The 22685-nt window shown below is 57.3% G+C and carries 19 protein-coding genes; 9 read left to right on the top strand and 10 right to left on the bottom strand.

From position 1 onward, the window contains the following. Positions 1–18: 18 nt before the first annotated feature. Together rsmG and mnmG are read right to left on the bottom strand one after the other, a co-directional pair. Positions 19–663, bottom strand: coding sequence for a 16S rRNA (guanine(527)-N(7))-methyltransferase RsmG (gene rsmG / locus CRO59_RS25970; protein WP_097090233.1), 645 nt, complete (start codon positions 661–663; stop codon positions 19–21). Continuing rightward, positions 660–2558 (bottom strand): tRNA uridine-5-carboxymethylaminomethyl(34) synthesis enzyme MnmG, encoded by a 1899-nt coding sequence (gene mnmG / locus CRO59_RS25965; protein WP_007960775.1) that lies wholly within the window; start codon positions 2556–2558, stop codon positions 660–662. The genes rsmG and mnmG overlap by 4 nt, the downstream gene beginning before the upstream one ends. A gap of 568 nt (positions 2559–3126) precedes the next feature. On the opposite strand from mnmG, the gene CRO59_RS25960 reads away from it, so the two are divergent. The 3 genes from CRO59_RS25960 to CRO59_RS25950 all read left to right on the top strand — a co-directional run bounded on the left by CRO59_RS25960 (position 3127) and on the right by CRO59_RS25950 (position 7133). Further along, the gene (locus CRO59_RS25960; protein WP_097090232.1) at positions 3127–3633 is read left to right on the top strand and encodes a sigma-70 family RNA polymerase sigma factor; all 507 of its coding nucleotides are present in this window, start codon (positions 3127–3129) and stop codon (positions 3631–3633) included. Then, positions 3633–4580: a FecR domain-containing protein gene (locus CRO59_RS25955; RefSeq protein WP_097090231.1), complete on the top strand. Its 948-nt coding sequence runs from the start codon at positions 3633–3635 to the stop codon at positions 4578–4580. The genes CRO59_RS25960 and CRO59_RS25955 overlap by 1 nt, the downstream gene beginning before the upstream one ends. A gap of 117 nt (positions 4581–4697) precedes the next feature. Next, positions 4698–7133, top strand: a complete 2436-nt coding sequence (locus CRO59_RS25950) for a TonB-dependent siderophore receptor (RefSeq protein WP_097090230.1) — start codon at positions 4698–4700, stop codon at positions 7131–7133. 39 nt (positions 7134–7172) lie between these two features. Here CRO59_RS25950 and mnmE read toward each other — a convergent pair whose 3' ends face one another. The 5 genes from mnmE to rpmH form a co-directional block, all read right to left on the bottom strand. Next, the gene (gene mnmE / locus CRO59_RS25945) at positions 7173–8543 is read right to left on the bottom strand and encodes a tRNA uridine-5-carboxymethylaminomethyl(34) synthesis GTPase MnmE (RefSeq protein ID WP_097090229.1); all 1371 of its coding nucleotides are present in this window, start codon (positions 8541–8543) and stop codon (positions 7173–7175) included. An 81-nt stretch (positions 8544–8624) separates the two neighbouring features. Further along, on the bottom strand, positions 8625–10307 hold the full coding sequence (gene yidC / locus CRO59_RS25940) for a membrane protein insertase YidC (RefSeq protein WP_027610285.1): 1683 nt from the start codon (positions 10305–10307) through the stop codon (positions 8625–8627). Between the two features lie 2 nt (positions 10308–10309). After that, positions 10310–10555 (bottom strand): membrane protein insertion efficiency factor YidD, encoded by a 246-nt coding sequence (yidD, locus tag CRO59_RS25935; RefSeq protein WP_080761984.1) that lies wholly within the window; start codon positions 10553–10555, stop codon positions 10310–10312. Beyond that, positions 10548–10949 (bottom strand): ribonuclease P protein component, encoded by a 402-nt coding sequence (rnpA, locus tag CRO59_RS25930; RefSeq protein WP_011336726.1) that lies wholly within the window; start codon positions 10947–10949, stop codon positions 10548–10550. Before rnpA ends, yidD begins: the two co-directional genes overlap by 8 nt. A gap of 16 nt (positions 10950–10965) precedes the next feature. After that, the gene (rpmH, locus tag CRO59_RS25925; RefSeq protein WP_003213577.1) at positions 10966–11100 is read right to left on the bottom strand and encodes a 50S ribosomal protein L34; all 135 of its coding nucleotides are present in this window, start codon (positions 11098–11100) and stop codon (positions 10966–10968) included. 566 nt (positions 11101–11666) lie between these two features. Here rpmH and dnaA point away from each other — a divergent pair. From dnaA to CRO59_RS25900, 5 genes are all read left to right on the top strand, one after another. After that, positions 11667–13190, top strand: a complete 1524-nt coding sequence (gene dnaA / locus CRO59_RS25920; protein WP_095139791.1) for a chromosomal replication initiator protein DnaA — start codon at positions 11667–11669, stop codon at positions 13188–13190. Positions 13191–13229: 39 nt separating this feature from the next. Then, entirely contained in the window at positions 13230–14333 is a 1104-nt protein-coding gene (gene dnaN, locus CRO59_RS25915) for a DNA polymerase III subunit beta (RefSeq protein WP_003220202.1), read from the top strand. Positions 14334–14347: 14 nt separating this feature from the next. Beyond that, complete coding sequence (gene recF, locus CRO59_RS25910) at positions 14348–15451, top strand: DNA replication/repair protein RecF (protein WP_097090228.1); 1104 nt, start codon at positions 14348–14350, stop codon at positions 15449–15451. Positions 15452–15456: 5 nt separating this feature from the next. Then, complete coding sequence (gyrB, locus tag CRO59_RS25905; protein WP_007960764.1) at positions 15457–17874, top strand: DNA topoisomerase (ATP-hydrolyzing) subunit B; 2418 nt, start codon at positions 15457–15459, stop codon at positions 17872–17874. A 235-nt stretch (positions 17875–18109) separates the two neighbouring features. Beyond that, on the top strand, positions 18110–18628 hold the full coding sequence (locus CRO59_RS25900; protein WP_097090227.1) for an Hcp family type VI secretion system effector: 519 nt from the start codon (positions 18110–18112) through the stop codon (positions 18626–18628). 47 nt (positions 18629–18675) lie between these two features. Here the strand turns inward: CRO59_RS25900 and CRO59_RS25895 are convergent, their stop codons facing one another. After that, complete coding sequence (locus tag CRO59_RS25895) at positions 18676–19413, bottom strand: response regulator transcription factor (RefSeq protein WP_097090226.1); 738 nt, start codon at positions 19411–19413, stop codon at positions 18676–18678. A 168-nt stretch (positions 19414–19581) separates the two neighbouring features. Between CRO59_RS25895 and CRO59_RS25890 the strand changes: the two genes are divergently transcribed. After that, a complete protein-coding gene (locus CRO59_RS25890) occupies positions 19582–21114 on the top strand; it encodes a HAMP domain-containing sensor histidine kinase (RefSeq protein ID WP_027610280.1) in 1533 nt (510 codons plus the stop codon). A gap of 167 nt (positions 21115–21281) precedes the next feature. Here the strand turns inward: CRO59_RS25890 and CRO59_RS25885 are convergent, their stop codons facing one another. Together CRO59_RS25885 and gmhB are read right to left on the bottom strand one after the other, a co-directional pair. Then, positions 21282–22061, bottom strand: coding sequence for a 1-acyl-sn-glycerol-3-phosphate acyltransferase (locus tag CRO59_RS25885; RefSeq protein ID WP_097090225.1), 780 nt, complete (start codon positions 22059–22061; stop codon positions 21282–21284). Between the two features lie 82 nt (positions 22062–22143). Further along, positions 22144–22683, bottom strand: a complete 540-nt coding sequence (gmhB, locus tag CRO59_RS25880; protein WP_177325594.1) for a D-glycero-beta-D-manno-heptose 1,7-bisphosphate 7-phosphatase — start codon at positions 22681–22683, stop codon at positions 22144–22146. Between the last annotated feature and the right edge of the window lie 2 nt (positions 22684–22685).

The raw sequence follows: 22685 nt of genomic DNA, 5'->3' as shown, positions 1-22685 counted from the left end.
TCTTGCTTGTGTTCCCAATCATGCCGTGCGGCGCAGTATCAGCAGATGGCGTTGGCCTTGGCAACCGGGTACGGCCAGGGCGTGTTCGCTATCGAGTTTGAAGTCTGCCGGCAATGCTACCAGCTCATCGGCCGGATGAACGCCCTTCATTGCCAGCCAGCGCGTGTCGGCATCGCCGAGGTGGCGAGTCCAGTTGGTGAAGTTCTCCATACTGCTGAAAGCCCGGGAAATGATCCCGTTGAATGGCTGGGCAGGCTGGAAGGCTTCGACGCGACTGTGGGTAACTTGCAGGTTATCCAGTTTGAGTTCGAGTTTGACCTGAGTCAGGAAGCGGGTTTTCTTGCCGTTGCTGTCCAGACAGGTCACTTGCGAGTCCGGATACAGGATCGCCAGCGGAATGCCGGGCATGCCGCCGCCACTGCCGACATCGAGCCAGCGGCCGTTTTCGATGAACGACATCACGCTCAAGCTATCGAGCAAATGCCGCGAAACCATTTCGTCAGGATCGCGAACTGCAGTCAGGTTGTAGGCCTGGTTCCATTTGATCAACAGGGCCAGGTAGCCCAGCAGCAATTCGTGCTGGGCCGCGCTGAGATTGACACCGAGCTCGCGGGCTCCTGTGGATAACTCTTCGGCGTGTTGCGAAGTGACCTTAGAACTCAAGCGCTTTGCTCCAACTGACGGCCCGCGCCGCGTTTTTTCAAATGAATCATCAACAGCGAAATCGCTGCCGGGGTCACGCCCGGGATCCGCGAAGCCTGGCCGAGCGTCTCCGGACGCGTCGCACCGAGCTTGCTCTGAATCTCCTTGGAGAGACCGGAAATGTTGGTGTAATCGATATCCACAGGCAATTTCGTGTCTTCACTGGCGCGCAGACGGGCGATTTCGTCCTGTTGACGGTCGATGTAACCGGCGTATTTGGTCTTGATTTCAACCTGTTCGGCGACCTGTGGATCTTCGGCGCCCTGCCCGGTCACTTCGACCAGACCAGCGTAGTCGATTTCCGGACGGCTCAAGAGGTTGAGCAAGTTGTATTCGTGAGTCAGCGGCGTGCCGAATTTTTCCGCAATCGCATCGCCCTGCTGGGTGCCCGGGCGAACCCAGGTGCTCTTCAGGCGCTGCTCTTCGAGTTCGATGCTTTCGCGTTTCTTGCAGAAGGCCGCCCAACGCGCGTCATCGACCAGACCCAGTTCACGACCTTTTTCGGTCAAACGCAGGTCGGCGTTGTCCTCGCGCAGAATCAGGCGGTACTCGGCACGGGAAGTGAACATGCGGTACGGCTCTTGGGTACCGAGGGTGATCAGGTCGTCGACCAGCACGCCGATGTACGCTTCATCGCGACGCGGGCACCAGGCTTCTTTGCCCTTGGCACGCAGCGCGGCGTTGGCCCCGGCGAGCAAACCTTGCGCACCAGCTTCTTCGTAACCGGTGGTGCCGTTGATCTGACCAGCGAAGAACAGACCGCCGATGACTTTGGTTTCCAGGCTGTATTTCAGGTCACGCGGGTCGAAGTAGTCGTACTCGATCGCATAACCCGGACGCACGATGTGCGCGTTTTCCATGCCGCGGATCGATTGCACGATCTGCAATTGCACGTCGAACGGCAAGCTTGTGGATATCCCGTTCGGGTACAGCTCATGGGTGGTCAGGCCTTCCGGCTCGATGAACACCTGATGGCTTTCCTTGTCAGCAAAGCGATGAATCTTGTCTTCGATCGACGGGCAGTAGCGCGGACCGATGCCTTCGATTTCGCCGGCAGCGGAATACATCGGCGAACGATCGAGGTTCGCCGCGATGATTTCGTGGGTGCGGGCGTTGGTATGGGTAATCCAGCAACTGACCTGGCGCGGATGTTGTTCCTTGTTGCCCATGAACGACATGACCGGGATCGGCGTATCGCCCGGTTGCTCGGTCATGACCGAGAAATCCACAGATTTGCCATCGATGCGCGGTGGCGTACCGGTTTTCAGGCGACCGACACGCAGCGGCAGTTCACGCAGACGATGTGCCAGGGCAATCGACGGCGGGTCACCGGCACGACCGCCGGAGAAATTCTGCAAACCGATGTGGATAAGTCCACCGAGGAACGTACCAGTGGTCAACACCACGGAATCGGCGAAGAACCGCAGACCCATTTGCGTGACAACACCGCGTACCTGGTCCTGCTCGACGATCAGGTCGTCAGCGGCCTGTTGAAATATCCACAGGTTCGGTTGGTTTTCCAGAATTTCGCGGACAGCGGCCTTGTACAGAATACGGTCGGCTTGCGCACGGGTCGCTCGTACGGCCGGACCTTTGCGGCTGTTCAATACGCGAAACTGGATGCCGCCCAGATCGGTAGCCATGGCCATCGCGCCGCCGAGGGCGTCAATTTCCTTGACCAAATGGCTTTTGCCAATGCCACCGATGGCCGGGTTGCAGCTCATGGCACCGAGGGTTTCCACGTTATGCGTCAGCAACAGGGTTTTTGCCCCCATACGTGCTGAGGCCAGTGCTGCCTCGGTACCGGCATGACCGCCGCCGATGACGATCACTTCAAAACGGGAAGGGAAATCCACCACGCACCTCGTGCCTGCTTAAGTAGGTATTCAGGAATAGTTTGAGATCAGGTTTCTGGACCTGGTCGACAAGTATAGGGACTTCGCCCTCCCTAAAGAACCCTTTGCACAAAATTTAACCAGCTGTGGAGAACTCGAGGTTAAAAGAATAAAAAAGAGAGAAATTTATAAAACCTTTGTTTTAATGCTTATTCTTACTGACCGACCTTTCTGTGGATAGATTGCTACAGGCCTTATTATTCAATGTGTACAGAGTTTCAAAACCCTGTTATCAGGTCCTCAGGAGGCCCTTGGATAACCGGTTTAAGCCTGTGGATGAATGGGGTGGTTATCCACAGAGGCAGTTATATCCAGTTTTCACGCCCTGTTATCAACTGACCTCATTGGCAGTTATTCACAGGGCTTAATCCACAGAAATTCAACCAGACGGTTTTTTCAGGACGCAGTAAAACGCCACCGAGAGATCGGAGACGAGCATGAAGTCGATAGTGGGATGTGACAGGGCTATTGTGAGAGAACGTAACAGAGGCTAATAATAGCCATTATCATTAACTCGTCAGTTTCTCCCATGTCCCTACCCGCCCATCATGCTGCGATCGAGCAAATCTACGAGCAACACCATTCGTGGCTGTATGGATGGCTCAAGGGCAAACTGCACGACGCCTGCGATGCTGCCGATGTCGCGCATGACACTTTTGTGCGGATCCTCGCGGCACGTAATGCGTCGCAGATTCGCGAACCGCGGGATTATCTGGCGACCATTGCACGCGGCCTCGTCATTGATCGCTATCGAAGACAGGCCATCGAAGTTGCCTACTTGCAGACCTTGGCTGCTCGACCAGAAGCCACCGCCATCAGCGAAGAAGACAAGGCGCTGATCATCGAAACCCTGATCGCTGTGGATAAAGCCTTGGCCGGTCTGGGCGCGCGAACCCAGAAGATCTTCATGCTTTCGCAGATCGACGGTTTGACTTATCAACAGATCGCTGCGCAGTTGCAGGTTTCCCTGACCACAGTAAAGAAGCACATGATCCGCGCCCTGACGGAATGTGCCCTGATCATGGCGCAGCGTTGATGCCCACTGCACCGAACCGCAAGGTTTTCGAAGCGGCTGCCAGTTGGTACGTGCAGTTTCAGGCCGATCCGCCGACTCTCGCCGATCAAAAAGCCTGGCAACTGTGGATAGATAGCGATCCAGCACATCTGGCGGCCTGGAACCAGATGGAACAACTGCAGCGTCAGCTCGGCACTTTGCCGCTGGATTTGAAACGTCGCGCACTGAATACCGGCCAACAAAGGCGCCAGATCCTGAAATTATTACTGCTCGCGACAGGGACGGGGATCCTTGGCTGGAACGCCCAACAACATACCTCCCTTGGAAATGCCTGGGCTGATTACAAAACCGGCGTTGGCCAGCGTCGCAACATCTCATTGGCCGATGGCAGCCAGATTCAGCTCAATACCGATACGGCCATCGATGTATCTTTCGACGCAACGCAACGGCTGATTCGTTTGCGCTCGGGTGAAATCCTCATTCAGACCGGCAAGCTCGGCGATCAGCGGCCGTTTTTGGTCGAAACCGCGGATGGCCGAATTCAAGCGTTGGGTACCCGTTTTTCTGTGCATAAGTTGTCGGGCTCAACGCGGGTCGGCGTACTGGAAGATCGGGTCAGCGTGCAACCCGCTGATCGATCAACGAGCGCGATGATCCTGAAAGCAGGCGAAGGTGCGGATTTCGATAGTCGGCATATCGGGGTCCTTTACCCCTTTAAATCCTCGGCAGTGGCCTGGACCAACGGCCAGCTGATTGTGCTCGATGCGCGGCTGGGCGCGGTAATCGAAGAGCTGGGGCGTTATCGCAGCGGTGTTATGCACTGCGATAGTCGTGCCCGGGATCTACGCGTATCCGGCACCTTTCGGCTCGATTCCACCGATGCCGTGCTGGCCAATCTTCAGGCCTCGTTACCGATCAACGTCCGCTACTTCACCCGTTACTGGGTCTCGATCAGCCATAGCGTCTGATTGAAAATCTCCTGGGGAAAAAAATCGAAAGCAGGGTTATCTTTTTTTGTCCTGACCCGGCCCTACAGGTAATCGCGATAAACGCGGCTCTTCGCCACCTTCAGGGCTTATCCACACATGCGTCTTCCTACGTTCCGTCAGCGTTTTTCCCACCACTGCATTGCCTACAGCCTACTGATGACCAGTGCCGCGTCCTGCCTGGCAATGACCAATAACGCCTTCGCGGCAACGGTCGCGCAGCGCTACACCATTGCTGCCGGCCCGCTGGACAATGCTTTGAGCCAATTCGCCTCCACTGCAAACGTGATTCTGTCGTTCTCGCCGCAGCAGACCAACCGTTTACGCAGTACCGGACTGAACGGCAACTTCACCGTCGAACAGGGATTCGCCCAACTGCTGCAAGGCTCAGGTTTGCAAGCCGTACCTCAAGCGCCGGGTAGCTACATTCTGCAGGCGCTGCCCAATGGTGATTTGCTGGAGCTGGCCCCGACCAACATCAACGGGCAATTGGCCAATCCGATGGATCTGGATTACGCCGCCGACGTCGGCTATAGGGCGCAGAACAGCCGGATCGGTACGAAAACCAGCACGCCGTTGTCGGAAACACCACGTTCTGTGTCAGTCGTCACCGCACAGCGCATGAAAGATCAGAAATCTCAGACGCTCACCGAGGTACTCGGCTACGTTCCCGGCATCTTCGCCCCACCGTTTGCAGCGGGCGACAGCCTGGCCGGCGATCTGTTTTTCATTCGTGGTTTCAACGCCACCGATTACGGCTACGGCCTGTTGCGCGATGGACTTCGCGTGCAAGGCAACCGTTATGACACCAGCACCGAACCTTACGGTTTGGAGCGCGTGGAAATTTTCCGTGGACCATCGTCCTTGCTCTATGGGGAAAACGCACCGGGCGGCCTGGTGAATCTGGTGAGCAAGCGGCCGACCGCAGCTCCACTCGGCGAAGTGCAACTGGGTTATGGCTCGAATAATCGCCGGCAGATTGGCATCGATGTGTCCGGGCCACTCAACGACAGCGGCAATGTGTTGGGACGAGTGGTGATGCTCGGACGCAAGTCAGACACCCAGACCGATCACGTACCGGATGACCGCATTTACATCGCCCCGTCGCTGACCCTGAATTTCGACGACTTCAACACCCTGACCCTGCTGGCCAACTACCAGAAAGATCACACCAATATGGAACTGGGTCTGCCGGCGGCCGGCACATTGCTGAGCAATCCCAACGGCAAGCTATCCAAAGGCACCATGCTTGGCGATCCGGACTGGAACACCTTCGAACGGGAAACCTGGAGCACCGGTTATGAGTTTAGCCATTCCTTCAACGATGACTGGCAGTTCCGCCAGAATTCGCGCTACATGCAGTCGCGAATCACCCGCCACGAGACCTGGCCCGGCAACCTGAACAACGCCGGGTTCGGCACGCGCCTGAACATGACCGCGTACGATCGCTTCAACAAATCCATGGTGTATTCGCTGGATAACCAACTGGAAGGCAAATTCCAGGTCGGCGAGCTGGAAAACACCGTGCTGTTCGGCGCCAGCTACGACCGCACTTCGTTCAATCAGGACTGGAATGCCGGCATCGTCGGGCCAATCGATATCTACGACCCGGTTTACTTGCGCGATCCGACTACACCGATTGCGGTGCAGAACACCCTGCTCGAACAACAGATGAAAGGTGTTTATGCCCAGATCCAGAGCAAATATGACCACTGGTTGTTCTTGCTCGGCGGGCGCCAGGACTGGGTCGACAGTGATTTCCGCGACAAAGTGGCCAAGGGCAGTAACATCAGTTCCGAGGACAAGAAGTTCACCTACCAGGGCGGCGTGATGTACCAGTTCGATAACGGCATGACGCCGTATGTCAGCTATTCCACCTCGTTCGTACCGGTACAGCAGATTTCCAATGCCGGCACACCGCTCGATCCGATCACCAGCAGCCAATACGAAGTGGGCCTCAAGTACGAACCGATCGGCTGGGATACCGAGTTCACCGCGTCGGTATATGACTTGCGCAAAAAGGACGACACCTACTTCGACTCGACCACATCGACCTACCGCCAAGTAGGCGAAAGCCGTTCCAAAGGCGTGGAGCTGGAACTCAACAGCAATCTGACCCAGAACCTCAATGTGACAGCGGCATACACCTACACCGACGCGCGGATTACCAAGGACGCGGCGACCTCGTTGGTCAAAGGCCACCAGATGACCGGCGTGCCACGAAATCAGGCGTCGGTCTGGACCAAGTACCGTTTCCTTGATGGCGATTTGAAAGGTTTGTACGTGGGTGGCGGCGTGCGTTACTTCGACAGTGCCTTCGCCTACACCTCGCCTTCGCTATACGGCAAGCTGGATGCCGGCGATGTCACATTGGTGGATGCGGCCATCGGTTATCAGATCGACACGCACTGGAGCGTCGACCTGAATGCGAAGAACCTGTTCAACAAGGAATATGTCTCGGGATGCAACGATGCTGGCCGTTGCTACTGGGGCGAAGATCGCACCTTACTCGGTACGGTGTCTTACAACTGGTGAAACGAAAAGAGGCTGTGGATATGTCCACAGCCTCTTTGGTCATTTACCGATGCAGAAGCTGGAAAAGATCCGGCCAAGCAGGTCATCGGAGCTGAATGCCCCGGTGATTTCTCCCAGAGAGTGCTGGGCCTGACGTAAATCCTCGGCCAGCAGCTCACCGGCACCGGCCAACGTCAGCTGTGCGCGACCATGTTCCAGCGCTGCACTGGCATGGCGCAGAGCCTCCAGATGACGGCGACGGGCACTGAAGCTGCTTTCCGAGGTTTGCTCATAGCCCATGCAGGCCTTGAGGTGTTCGCGCAGCAATTCCAGCCCTTCGCCAGCGGATTTGGCGCTGAGGCTGATGGTCACGTGGCCATCGTCGCTGACTTCCAGAGAGATCGCTTCACCCGTCAGGTCAGCCTTGTTGCGAATCAAGGTGACTTTCGCCGGATCCGGACGGGTTTCGAGGAATTCCGGCCAAAGTGCAAACGGGTCTGCAGCTTCCGGCGCGGTGGCATCGACTACCAGCAGCACCCGATCCGCTTCAGTGATCGCTTTCAACGCACGCTCGACGCCGATCTTTTCCACCTGATCATCGGTATCACGCAGACCTGCCGTATCGACAACATGCAGCGGCATGCCGTCGATGTGGATATGTTCGCGCAGGATATCCCGGGTGGTGCCGGCAATTTCGGTCACGATCGCGGCTTCGCGGCCGGCCAGGGCATTCAACAGACTGGACTTGCCGGCATTCGGCCGACCGGCGATCACCACGGTCATGCCGTCACGCAACAAAGCCCCCTGCCCGGCCTCGCGAAGCACTATGGACAGTTCATCGCGCACTTTGTCGAGCATGCTCAACACATGGCCATCGGCAAGGAAGTCGATTTCTTCTTCCGGGAAGTCGATGGCGGCTTCGACGTAGATACGCAACCCGATCAGTTGTTCGGTGAGGTTATGCACACGCTGGGAAAACGCCCCTTGCAGTGAGCGCAAGGCATTGCGTGCAGCCTGTGCCGAACTGGCTTCGATCAGGTCGGCGATCGCCTCGGCCTGAGCCAGGTCGAGTTTGTCATTGAGGAACGCGCGCTCGCTGAATTCACCCGGGCGAGCCAGACGGCAACCCAGTTCCAGGCAACGCTTGAGCAGCATATCGAGGACGATCGGGCCACCGTGCCCCTGCAACTCCAGCACATCTTCGCCAGTGAACGAGTTTGGTCCCGGGAAATACAGGGCCAGTCCTTCGTCCAACACCTGCTGATCAGCACTGAAAAACGGACCGTAATGCGCGTAACGCGGTTTCAGTTCACGGCCGCTGATGGCTTTGGCTGCAACGCTGGCCAACGGCCCGGAAATACGGACGATGCCGACACCGCCGCGACCTTGAGCGGTGGCGACAGCAGCGATGGTTTCACGAGGTACGCTCATAAACCGGAATCCAGACAAAAGTGGCAGATAGCAAAACGCCCCACTAGGGGGCGTTTTGAGTGGTGTTATCCACAGAGTAAGTTACGCCTCGGCTTTTTTCGTCGCCGCTTCGATCTTACGCGTGATGTACCACTGTTGGGCAATCGACAGGCAGTTGTTCACAACCCAGTACAGCACCAGACCAGCAGGGAACCACAGGAAGAAGAAGGTGAAGATGATTGGCATCATTTTCATGACCTTCGCCTGCATCGGATCCGGTGGAGTCGGGTTCAGACGCTGCTGAATGAACATGGTCGCGCCCATGATGATCGGCAGGATGAAGAACGGATCCTTGATCGACAGGTCAGTGATCCACAGCATGAATGGCGCCTGGCGCATTTCCACGCTTTCCAGCAGAACCCAGTACAGCGAAAGGAAAACCGGCATCTGCACGAGGATCGGCAAGCAGCCGCCCAGCGGATTGATCTTCTCTTTCTTGTACAGCTCCATCATGGCTTGCGACATTTTCTGCCGGTCATCGCCATGTTGCTCTTTCAATGCAGCCAGTTTCGGCGCAACGGCACGCATGCGCGCCATCGATTTGTAGCTGGCGGCCGACAATGGGAAGAAGATCCCTTTGATCAGCATGGTCAGGAAGATAATCGACCAGCCCCAGTTACCCACAATCGCGTGAATGTGTTGCAGCAGCCAGAAGATCGGCTGAGCGATGAACCACAGAATGCCGTAGTCGACTGTCAGTTCCAGACCTGGGGACAACTGTTTCAGTACGGCCTGGCTTTTCGGCCCGGCGTACAGAATGGCGCTGGTTTCAACTTTCGCACCCGGTGCAGCGGTCAGCGAAGGACCGGTGTAACCGATGATGTAGTTGCCTTTACTGTCTTTACGCGTCTGAACGATGTTGTTTTCGCCTTTCGGCGCAACCCACGCAGTCACGAAGTAGTGTTGCAGCCAGGCTACCCAGCCACCGGTGACGGTTTCCTTGAGCTGACCTTTGTCCATGTCTTTCATGGACACTTTCTTGTACGGCTCGGAACTTGTCCACAGGGCTGCGCCCAGGTAAGTCGCGGTGCCGGTGGCAGTGGTCGACGAAGGGTCGGCACTGGCGTCGCGCTTCAGTTGGGCGAACATCGAACCCGACCAAGGCTGAGCGCTCTGGTTATCCACAAGGTAGGTCACGGTCACGTCATACAGGCCGCGTTTCAGGGTGAAACGCTTAATGTAGTTGACGCCGTCCTTGCTGAACTTCAGGTCGACGACCAGTTGGTCCTGACCGTCAGCCAGTTGATAACTTTTCTTCTCCGAGGCGTAAACCGGACGACCGGCCGGGCTTGCGTCCGGACCGTTGGTGCCGATCAGGCCGCTTTGTGCCAGATAAGTACGTTCGCCGCCGTTGTCGAACAGCTGGAACGGCACATCAGGACGATCCTGACGACGTGGATACAGTGGCAAAGTCAGTTGAGCAACGTCACCGCCCTGGGGATCGATCGCCAGATCGAGCACGTCGGTTTTGACCTGGATCAGATCCTTGCTGGCAGCGACCGGGGTTTCCACAGGTGCGCTGGTGTCGCTTGCGGCACGCGGAATATCGTCACTGGCGGAAGCGTTATTGCCAGGAACGGTGTCCGGCAAACCGGATGCAGTCGTACTGGAAGCAACATTCTGAGTCGGCAGGGCAGCCTGGCCATAGTCCTGGTTCCATTTAAGAACCATAACGTAGGACACGATTGCCAGGGCGACGATCAGGATCGTGCGTTTGATATCCATGATTACTCGGCCATCGAAGAAGAACGGGAGGTAGGGATAGGTGGAACCGGGTCATAACCACCGGGATTCCACGGATGACAGCGACCTAAACGACGAAAGGCCAGCCAGCCACCGCGCAGAAGGCCATGATTTTCGATGGCTTCATACGCGTAGCAAGAACAACTGGGGTAGAAACGACAGTGACTGGCCATCAAAGGACTAATGGCGTAGCGATAAAACTGGATCGGAACGAGTGCCAGTTTACGCATCTGGACTGTCTACCCCTACAGTTTCGGTTTTGACCGCTGGAACTGGCTTGTTACGGGCCAGACGCTTCCAGAGTTTGCCGAAATGCTGAATCAATTCGGGGTTTTCTACGTCGCCCAAACCTTTGCGCGCGACGATAACGATATCCCAGCCGACCAGAGAATCCTGGTGCAGACGGAACGATTCGCGCATCAGACGTTTGAGGCGATTGCGCTCAACGGAGAGCTTTACGCTCTTTTTCCCGATAACCAGCCCGAGACGGGGGTGATCAAGATCGTTGTTGCGCGCAAGGAGCAGGAGATTTTTCCCCGGAACCTTGCCGGTAGGGGAGTCAAAGACTGCCTTGAAATGCCGGGGGGTAAGCAGACGCTTTTCCCGACTGAAGTCCTGACTCACCTCCAGTACCGGATTATCAAACTGCCAGACGCGCACGACCTTTGGCGCGACGACGCGACAGGACAGCGCGACCGTTCTTGGTAGCCATGCGAGCACGGAAACCGTGGGTACGAGCGCGTTTGATAGTGCTTGGTTGGAAAGTACGTTTCATGTCGTGTTACCTGGTTCGTCCACAACGGGCCGGAATGGCCCCCGTTTTAAGAGACCGGGGATTCTAGAGAAAGCAAGCCTTCAGGTCAATTTCCAACCAGCGTTTCCTTATAAATAGATCTCTGGAGCTTCCGGAACCGAAAACCTGTTTGCCAGACATAAAAATAAAGAAGGGAATTATTTAAAGCTTTTCTGTAAAGCTTGTAAAAGCTAGGACCGCCCTCTTCTGTGGATAACCATCTTCAGCCCTTGTACAGCATGATGTACAGAGAATGACAACTACAGTGGAAAACCGTGTTCAGCCTGTGCTGCGCTGTCGGATAACCTGTGTGTGGAATGGCCTGTTATCCACAGGCTGGTTATCCACCGAGTTCCACCCCCAGTTGTCCAGTGCCCTCAGAGGCGGTTATCCACAGAGCTTATGCACACACCGTTGGTCGCCTTTTTACCGCTTAACGCATTGATTAATCATGGTCACCACACAACCTGCATGTGGATAAGTGGACGGCTCGCCGCTACAATGGCCGCTTGTTTTTGCCTCACCGGCTTTCAACTTAGGGGATATCCGTGTCAGTGGAACTTTGGCAGCAGTGCGTGGAGCTTTTGCGCGAGGAGCTGCCTGCCCAACAATTCAACACCTGGATCCGTCCACTACAGGTCGAAGCCGAAGGCGACGAGTTGCGCGTCTACGCACCGAACCGTTTTGTGCTGGACTGGGTCAACGAAAAGTACCTCGGTCGCGTCCTTGAACTGCTGGATGAGCACGGCAACGGCATGGCGCCAGCGCTTTCCTTATTAATAGGCAGCAAACGCAGCTCGGCACCGCGTGCCGCGCCGAACGCACCGTTGGCCGCTGCGCAGGTGTCCCAGGCTCAGGCCAATACCGTGCCGGCCAGTGCGCCAGCACCCGCTCCAAGTGCAGCTCCGGCCAAGCGCTCGACGCAGAAAACCGAGGAAGTCAGTGAAGAGCCGTCCCGCGACAGCTTTGACCCGATGGCCGGTGCGGCCTCGCAACAGGCCCCGGTTCGCGCCGAACAGCGCACCGTTCAGGTCGAAGGCGCGCTCAAACACACCAGCTACCTGAACCGCACCTTTACCTTCGAGAACTTCGTCGAAGGCAAGTCCAACCAGCTCGCCCGCGCGGCAGCCTGGCAGGTGGCGGACAATCCCAAGCACGGTTACAACCCGCTGTTCCTTTATGGCGGCGTCGGCCTGGGTAAAACCCACTTGATGCACGCAGTGGGTAACCATTTATTAAAGAAGAACCCGAATGCCAAGGTTGTGTACCTGCATTCCGAGCGCTTCGTGGCCGACATGGTCAAGGCGCTGCAACTGAACGCGATCAACGAGTTCAAGCGTTTCTACCGTTCGGTGGACGCTCTGCTGATCGACGATATTCAGTTCTTCGCCCGTAAAGAGCGTTCCCAGGAAGAGTTTTTCCACACCTTCAATGCCCTGCTTGAAGGTGGCCAGCAGGTCATTCTTACCAGTGACCGCTACCCGAAAGAAATCGAAGGCCTTGAAGAGCGCCTCAAATCCCGCTTCGGCTGGGGCCTGACGGTTGCCGTCGAACCGCCGGAGCTGGAAACCCGCGTGGCGATCTTGATGAAGAAGGCCGACCAGGCCAAAGTCGAGTTGCCTCACGATGCGGCTTTCTTCATCGCCCAACGAATTCGTTCCAACGTCCGTGAGCTGGAAGGCGCGCTGAAACGCGTGATCGCCCACTCGCACTTCATGGGCCGCGACATCACCATCGAGTTGATCCGCGAATCCCTGAAAGACTTGTTGGCACTGCAGGACAAACTGGTCTCTGTGGATAACATTCAGCGCACTGTCGCCGAGTACTACAAGATCAAGATTTCCGACCTGCTGTCCAAGCGCCGTTCGCGCTCGGTGGCACGTCCGCGTCAGGTGGCCATGGCGCTGTCCAAGGAGCTGACCAACCACAGCCTGCCGGAAATCGGCGATGTGTTTGGTGGTCGCGACCACACGACGGTGTTGCACGCCTGCCGCAAGATCAACGAACTTAAGGAATCCGACGCGGACATCCGCGAGGACTACAAGAACCTGCTGCGTACACTGACCACTTGATGAACTCCAGCGCAGCTTATTAAGGCAAGGGACTAGACCATGCATTTCACCATTCAACGCGAAGCCCTGTTGAAACCCCTGCAACTGGTCGCAGGCGTCGTCGAGCGCCGACAGACCTTGCCGGTACTGTCCAACGTGCTGTTGGTCGTCGATGGCCAGCAACTGTCGCTGACCGGTACCGATCTGGAAGTCGAGCTGGTCGGTCGCGTGCAACTCGAAGAGCCGGCTGAAACCGGCTCCATCACCGTGCCTGCGCGCAAGCTGATGGACATCTGCAAGAGCCTGCCCAACGACGCGCTGATCGACATCAAGGTCGACGAGCAGAAGCTGGTCGTGAAGGCCGGTCGTAGCCGTTTCACCCTGTCGACCCTGCCGGCCAACGATTTCCCGACGGTTGAAGAAGGCCCGGGTTCGCTGACCTGCAGTCTGGAGCAGAGCAAACTGCGTCGACTGATCGAACGCACCAGCTTCGCCATGGCCCAGCAAGACGTGCGCTACTACCTCAACGGCATGCTGCTGGAAGTCTCGGCCGGTGTGATCCGCGCCGTGGCCACCGACGGTCACCGTCTGGCGATGTGCTCGATGCAGGCCGATATCGGTCAGCCGGATCGCCACCAGGTGATCGTGCCGCGTAAAGGTATCCTCGAACTGGCGCGTCTGCTGACCGAGCCGGACGGCAACGTCAGCATCGTTCTGGGTCAGCACCACATCCGCGCCACCACCGGCGAATTCACCTTCACCTCGAAGTTGGTCGACGGCAAGTTCCCGGACTATGAGCGCGTTCTGCCGAAGGGTGGCGACAAGCTGGTACTGGGTGATCGTCAGGCCCTGCGTGAAGCGTTCAGCCGTACCGCGATTCTGTCCAACGAGAAGTACCGCGGCATCCGTCTGCAACTGGCCAATGGTCAGTTGAAGATCCAGGCCAACAACCCGGAGCAGGAAGAAGCGGAAGAAGAAGTGGGCGTTGAATACAACGGCGGTTCGCTGGAAATCGGCTTCAACGTGAGCTACCTGCTCGACGTGCTGGGCGTGATGACCACCGAACAGGTTCGCCTGATCCTGTCCGACTCCAACAGCAGTGCGCTGGTGCAAGAGTCCGACAATGACGACTCGGCTTATGTTGTCATGCCGATGCGTCTGTAATCAGCTGATCCTGGATGTCCTTAAGTCGTGTTTCGGTCACCGCGGTGCGCAATCTGCACCCGGTGACCTTCTTCCCCTCCCCCCGCATCAACATTCTTTACGGCGCCAACGGCAGCGGCAAAACCAGTGTTCTGGAAGCCATTCATCTGCTGGGGCTTGCCCGTTCGTTTCGTAGCACGCGGCTGTTGCCGGTCATCCAGTACGAGCAACTCGCCTGCACGGTGTTCGGTCAGGTCGAACTGGCCGAGGGTGGTCACAGTGCGTTGGGGATATCTCGCGACCGTCAGGGCGAGTTCCAGATCCGCATCGACGGGCAGAACGCTCGCAGTGCCGCGCAACTGGCAGAGATCCTGCCGCTGCAACTGATCAACCCCGACAGCTTCCGCCTGCTCGAAGGTGCGCCGAAGATTCGCCGGCAGTTTCTCGATTGGGGCGTGTTCCACGTCGAACCGCGTTTCATGGCGACCTGGCAGCGTTTGCAGAAGGCCTTGCGCCAGAGAAACTCCTGGCTGCGGCATGGTACACTTGACGCCGTTTCGCAAGCGGTTTGGGACAGGGAGCTGTGCCAGGCCAGCGCTGAAATCGATGAATACCGCCGCGCTTACATCAAAGCCTTGAAACCAGTCTTTGAACAAACCTTGAGCGAACTGGTTGAGCTTGAAGGTTTGACGCTCAGCTATTACCGAGGCTGGGACAAGGACCGGGAATTGAGTGCCGTACTGGCTGGCTCCGTTCAACGGGACCAGCAAATGGGTCATACCCAGGCCGGACCGCAACGCGCTGACTTGCGCCTTAGATTGGGCGCACACAACGCCGCGGACATCTTGTCCCGGGGTCAGCAGAAGCTGGTGGTTTGTGCCTTGCGAATTGCCCAGGGGCATCTGGTGAGCCAGGCCCGACGCGGCCAGTGTATTTATCTGGTGGATGACTTGCCGTCCGAGCTGGACGAGAGCCACCGTCGCGCGCTGTGCCGCTTGCTGGAAGACTTACGCTGCCAGGTTTTCATCACCTGTGTAGATCACGAATTATTGAGGGAAGGCTGGCAGACGGAAACGCCAGTCGCTCTGTTCCACGTGGAACAGGGCCGTATCACCCAGACCCACGACCATCGGGAGTGAAGGCATTGAGCGAAGAAAATACGTACGACTCAACGAGCATTAAAGTGCTGAAAGGCCTGGATGCCGTACGCAAACGTCCCGGTATGTACATTGGTGACACCGACGATGGCAGCGGTCTGCACCACATGGTGTTCGAGGTGGTCGACAACTCGATCGACGAAGCCCTCGCCGGCCACTGCGACGACATCAGCATCATCATCCACCCGGATGAGTCCATCACCGTCAAAGACAACGGCCGTGGCATCCCGGTAGACGTACACAAAGAGGAAGGCGTTTCCGCCGCCGAGGTCATCATGACCGTCCTCCACGCTGGCGGTAAGTTCGACGACAACTCCTACAAGGTATCCGGCGGTCTGCACGGTGTAGGTGTGTCGGTCGTGAACGCCCTGTCCGAAGAGCTGGTACTGACCGTACGCCGCAGCGGCAAGATCTGGGAACAGACCTACGTCCACGGTGTACCTCAGGCACCGATGGCGATCGTTGGCGACAGCGAAACCACTGGCACCCAGATCCATTTCAAGGCTTCCAGCGAAACCTTCAAGAACATTCACTTCAGCTGGGACATCCTGGCCAAACGCATTCGTGAACTGTCCTTCCTCAACTCCGGTGTCGGCATCGTCCTCAAGGATGAGCGCAGCGGCAAGGAAGAGCTGTTCAAGTACGAAGGCGGCCTGCGTGCGTTCGTTGAATATCTGAACACCAACAAGACTGCGGTCAACCAGGTGTTCCACTTCAACATCCAGCGTGAAGACGGCATCGGCGTGGAAATCGCCCTGCAATGGAACGACAGCTTCAACGAGAACCTGTTGTGCTTCACCAACAACATTCCGCAGCGCGACGGCGGTACTCACCTGGTGGGTTTCCGTTCCGCACTGACGCGTAACCTGAACAACTATATCGAGCAGGAAGGTCTGGCGAAGAAGCACAAAGTCGCGACCACCGGTGACGATGCCCGTGAAGGCCTGACCGCGATCATCTCGGTAAAAGTGCCGGATCCGAAGTTCAGCTCGCAGACCAAAGACAAGCTGGTGTCTTCCGAAGTGAAGACCGCGGTCGAGCAGGAGATGGGCAAGTACTTCTCCGACTTCCTGCTGGAAAACCCGAACGAAGCCAAGCTGGTCGTCGGCAAGATGATCGACGCGGCGCGTGCCCGTGAAGCGGCGCGCAAGGCCCGTGAGATGACCCGCCGCAAAGGCGCGCTGGACATCGCCGGCCTGCCGGGCAAGCTCGCTGATTGCCAGGAAAAAGATCCTGCGCTGTCCGAACTGTACCTCGTGGAGGGTGACTCCGCGGGCGGCTCTGCCAAGCAGGGACGTAACCGCAAGACCCAGGCGATCCTGCCGCTGAAGGGCAAGATCCTCAACGTCGAGAAAGCACGCTTCGACAAGATGATCTCGTCCCAGGAAGTGGGCACGCTGATCACTGCACTCGGCTGCGGTATCGGTCGCGAAGAGTACAACATCGACAAGCTGCGCTATCACAACATCATCATCATGACCGATGCTGACGTCGACGGTTCGCACATCCGTACCCTGCTGCTGACCTTCTTCTTCCGTCAGTTGCCGGAGTTGATCGAGCGTGGTTACATCTACATCGCCCAGCCGCCGCTGTACAAGGTCAAGAAGGGCAAGCAAGAGCAATACATCAAAGACGACGACGCCATGGAAGAGTACATGACGCAGTCGGCTCTGGAAGATGCGAGCCTGCACCTGAACGAAGAGGCTCCGGGCATTTCCGGTGAAGCGCTCGAGCGTCTGGTGAACGACTTCCGCATGGTGATGAAGACCCTCAAGCGTCTGTCGCGCCTGTACCCGCAGGAACTGACCGAACACTTCATCTACCTGCCGGCCGTGAGCCTGGAAATGCTCGGCGACCACGCCAAGATGCAGGACTGGCTGGCTCAGTACGAAGTGCGTCTGCGCACCGTCGAGAAGTCGGGCCTAGTCTACAAGGCCAGCCTGCGTGAAGATCGTGAACGTGGCGTTTGGTTGCCAGAGGTCGAGCTGATCTCCCACGGCCTGTCGAACTACGTCACCTTCAACCGCGACTTCTTCGGCAGCAACGACTACAAGACCGTCGTCACCCTCGGCGCTCAACTGAGCACCCTGCTCGACGAAGGCGCGTACATCCAGCGTGGCGAGCGCAAGAAAGCGGTCACCGAGTTCAAGGAAGCCCTCGACTGGCTGATGGCCGAAAGCACCAAGCGCCACACCATCCAGCGCTACAAAGGTCTGGGTGAAATGAACCCGGATCAGCTGTGGGAAACCACCATGGACCCAAGCGTGCGCCGCATGCTGAAAGTCACCATCGAAGACGCCATTGGCGCAGACCAGATCTTCAACACCCTGATGGGTGATGCGGTCGAACCTCGCCGTGACTTCATCGAGAGCAATGCGCTGGCGGTTTCGAACCTGGATTTCTGATCCATCGTCCCATCGCTAACGCACGAATAAAAAAGCCAGCGCTATGCGCTGGCTTTTTTTTGGTTCTTTCTTGTCGGATTAAATCCTGCAAATTTTAAGACTATCCCTTCGTATAGGAGAGACTCTTCCTACATATATCTGGATCGGTTCTATTTATCTTACAGCCGCTTCGCTAACTGCCCTACGGCACAGGTGAAGCACTGTCAGTGTCTAGAATCAAACAGGGAACTTAGTTATGCCAACACCTGCGTATTTGACGATCAATGGTAATCGACAAGGTTTAATCAGTGCTGGAGCTTTTACAGCAGATTCAGTGGGTAATACCTACCAGGAAGGGCACGAAGATCAGATTTTGGTACAAGCTTTCAGCCATCAAATAATCATTCCACGTGACCCTCAATCCGGCCAGCCCACCGGTCAGCGGGTGCATAAGCCGCTCATGGTTACCAAGGTTTTCGACAAGGCATCCCCGTTGATATTCAGCGCCTTGACCAGTGGCGAAGTCTTGGACAATTGTCATATTGCCTGGTATCGAACTTCCGCTTCAGGTACACAAGAACATTTTTTCAGTATTGAATTGGTAGACGCCGTTATTGTGGAAGTGAATTCCAGAATGCCGAATTGCCAAGATATGAATATGGCGCACTTCACACAGTTGGAAGACGTACATTTCACGTATCGTAAAATCATCTGGACGCATGAAATCTGCGGCACGACGGGTTCAGATGACTGGCGTGCACCTTTGGTCAACTGACGCTCGCGGGATGCCAAATATCGACCAGTTTGACTGGTCGATTCACCTTACGACTGCATCATGCTGTCAGCAGGTGTCGCAGATACACTCTCCAACCGATACCCATACCCATAAATCGTCAGCAACTGCCAACCCCGATCCGCCGTCAGCCCCAGTTTGTTGCGCAGGCGATAGATATGGGTATCCAGCGGCCGTGACGACGCCACTTCTTCGTGGGGCCAGAAGCGTTCGTACAGGTACTCCCGCGACAATGGCCGACCCAGGTTACTGAACAGGCAGCGCGCCAGGCGGTATTCACGCTCCGTCATGACCACTGCCTTGCCCTCGCGGGTGACGCTCAGTTCGGCGTCGTCGAAGGTCAGGTCATTGAAACTCAGGACTTCAGCAGCGCTGCTACGTTGCTGGCTGTGCCGGCGCAGTACGGCGGCGACTCGGGCTTTCAGCTCGTTGGGGCGGAACGGTTTGCTGACGTAATCGTCGGCACCGGCGTTCAGCGCCTGGACGATATCGCTTTCGCCGTCGCGGCTGGTCAGCATGATTGCGGCGGGCGGCGACTCCATGTGTTCGCGGGTCCAGCGCAGCAGCGCCAGGCCGGACAGGTCGGGTAGTTGCCAGTCGAGGATCAGCAGGTCGAAGGTGTCCCGCCGCAATTGGCGCAACAGGTCCTCGCCCCGTTCAAAGCTGTGCAACGACCAAGGCTGGTCTCCCTCCGCAGCCATCTGCTGCAGGGTTTGCTCGACCCGACGCAGTTCGGCGGGTTCATCGTCCAGTATCGCAACGCGCATACGCGTGGGTTCCTTGTTGCATGAGCAGTGGCCGGCAACCCTGAAGGCTCGGCCTGTGCGGTAAAAGTAAGCAGTCCACCATCGGTCGACGTCCGCTATGATTCTTCGGATCTACATCCTCAGACCTGTGGCCCATGAAACCATTCACTGTCCCCTGCCCTGTTTGTCATGAATAGCCCGCGTCGGCGTGAAAGCCGCGAGCCAAGTCAGGTCCAGCGTCTGTTTCGACGGCTGGTGCGTGAGTGGTTGTGGATAAGTCTAGTGCTGTTGCCGCTGACTGCCTTGTTGTCGTATCGCGCGCAGATCAATCTGCACGACGTGGTACCGATGTGGAGCGCGTTGCTTTCGGTAGGGCTGGTAGCCTGCGTACTCGGATTGCTGCTGTGGCGCCCGCGCTGGGCGATCTGGGTGACATCGTGCGGTGTGGCTTGTGTGCTGCTGGCTAGCGCCGGGCTGGCGGAAGTTCGACACTGGTGGTCACCGACTCCAGCGGCGCTGGGCATGTTGTTCGGCTACCTGATCTGGAACTGGCGGCGCCTGAGTGTGGTGCTGACGTATTTTGGCTGGGAGCTGGCCCGACTGGACCGCGAGCCGAAAGTATTTCCCGAGCGGCGCCGTGCGCAATTCACCAGCGCTGATCAGCTGCAGGGCCAGATCATGGCACTGGAGCAAGCCATGAGCCGCACCCGCGATACCCGGCGTTTCATTGCCGACGGTCTGGAATACCTGCCGGTGGCGACGCTGATCAGCGATCCCAAGGGGCAGATTCTGCTGGGAAACCGCAAGGCCCGGGTATTGTTCGATGACCCGCTGGTCGGTGACTATGTTCTCGAGCAACTGGCCCGCCTCGGTTATCCGGAATTGTCCACAGAACCACGTCCGGCGCTGTCGGACCTGACGCTGCTGGAGTTTCGCGATCACAAGGAACGCAGTTTGCGTCTGGAACGGGCGGCTTTGCTGCCGGTGGATGGCGATACTCCCATCGGCTGGCTGCTGAGCCTCACCGATCTGAGCGCCGAACGCGCCGCAGAAGAACAGCGTGGGGTCTTGCTGCGGTTCCTTTCCCACGATCTGCGCGCCCCGCATTCGGCGATTTTGGCCCTGCTCGATGTACATCGCCATCAAGCCGGCGCGGATTCACCGCTGTTCGAGCAGATCGAGCGCCAGGTACGCCGGGCGCTCGATCTGACTGACGGTTTCGTTCTGCTGGCGCGAGCCGAGTCCGAGGCTTATCAGTTCCAGCCCAGTCTGTTCGCGATGCTGGTGCTGGACGTACTGGATCAGGCGCTGCCCATTGCTCAGCAGAAAAGCATCAAACTGCTGCACACGATGGACGAACAATCCCAGGAGCGTTTGATCAACGCTGACCAGGGCCTGCTGACCCGCGCCTTGTTCAACCTGCTGGAGAACGCCATCAAGTACAGCCCGGTCGGTACCACGATCAAGTTGAACGTCAGTTGCCAGGGTGAGTGGCTATGCTGTGAATTGACCGATCAGGGCAAAGGCATTGCCCCCGAGGAGCTGCCGGATCTGTTCACCCAGTACCGGCGCTTTTCGTCGGCGCAGGGGATTGATGGCGTCGGGTTGGGGCTGTCGATGGTCAAGGCAGTAGTCGACCATCATGGCGGTAACATCGAGTGCCACAGTATCGTCGATCAAGGCACCACGTTCCGGCTGCAGTTACCGCTGATCTGCGAGTGAACAGGCACAAAAAAACCGGCTATATCAGCCGGTTTTTTTACTTCCGAAAAAACTTATGCACCTTTTACGGTGTTTTATGAGCTTGAGAAATATATAAGTAAATCAATCGGTTACTTTCAATATTCAGGCTTTTTCAACAAAACCGTACACAGGTTATCCACAAAATCTCAGACAGCCACCTGATCATTCGCGGCAGGCGCCTGCGGTGCTGGTGGCAGCGAACCCATTCCGCGCTGGGTCTGTTCGTTCCAGGCCTGTACCCGGTCGTTCAGCTCGGCGATGGCGCGCGGGCCAGTGCCTTCGGCATACATCGGCTCACCGATGACCACGGTGATCACGCCCGGCGTCTTGCCCCAGCCGATTTTCGGCCAGAATTTGCCGGCATTGTGTGCAATCGGCAGCACCGGAAGCGCCGCATTTACCGCTAACGCGCTGCCACTGCGCGAGAACTTGCCGACGGTGCCGTAAGGAACGCGGGTGCCCTCAGGGAAGATCAATACCCAGACGTTGTCCTTGAGCAGTTCATCGCCCTTGGCCGCGACTTGTTTGAGCGCCGCTTTCGGGTTGTCGCGATCAATCGCGATCGGCCGCAGCATGGCCATGGCCCAACCGAAGAACGGTACGTAGAGCAATTCACGCTTGAGCACCTGGCTCAAGGGCGAGAAATAAGCAGAGAGAAAGAACGTCTCCCAGGTGCTCTGGTGGTTCGACTGAATCACGCAGGGCCGATCCGGCACATTTTCCGCACCTTTGATCTCGTAACGAATGCCGAGAAACACCTTGGTCAACCACAAGGCGCAACGGCACCAGTACACGTTGATGAAACGATAACGCGCCTTGAACGGCAGAAAGGGCGCGATAAAAAAGCTCAGGCTGCACCACAGCAAGGCAGTAGTGCCCAGCAGCAGGTAAAAGAGAAAAATTCTGATGGCCTGCAGTATCGACATGGCGACGTTTACCGTTACGGGCGATGCCCGACTGTTCAAGCGCACTCCCGATCAATCCCTGGTCAGGAACTTCAGAAGCACTCTAGTTGTGGATAAGTTCTGCGGCAATCGCCGCCAGATCGTCAAAAATCAGGGTGCCGACCGGAAGGGTCTTGCCCAGAGTTTTTTCGCCTTTCCCGGTCTTTACCAAAACGGGCTGTGAATCGACGGCTTTGGCGGCCTCCAGGTCACCAAGGCTGTCGCCGACGAACCAGACATTCGTCAGCGCCACGTTGTAATGCGCCGCGATGGTTTGCAACATCCCCGGCTTCGGCTTGCGGCAATCGCAACCCTCGTCCGGACCATGCGGGCAGTACACGATCAGCCCGACTTCACCGCCCTGCTCTGCCACGAGCGTGCGCAGGCGCGCGTGCATGGCGTCGAGGGTGGCAAGGTCGTAATAGCCGCGAGCAATGCCCGACTGGTTGGTAGCGACCGCCACCGTCCAGCCGGCCTTGCTCAACTGCGCAATCGCCTCGATCGAGCCGGGCAGTGGAATCCACTCCTCCACCGACTTGATGTAAGCGTCGGAGTCGTAATTGATCACTCCATCCCGATCGAGAATCAGCAGTTTCAACAGCAATT

Origin of the sequence: Pseudomonas sp. LAMO17WK12:I5 (genome assembly GCF_900215165.1) — a bacterium.
Lineage (GTDB): Bacteria > Pseudomonadota > Gammaproteobacteria > Pseudomonadales > Pseudomonadaceae > Aquipseudomonas > Aquipseudomonas putida_A.
Note: the sequence above shows the minus strand (reverse complement) of the source record. Positions and strands in the feature narration are given on the sequence as shown.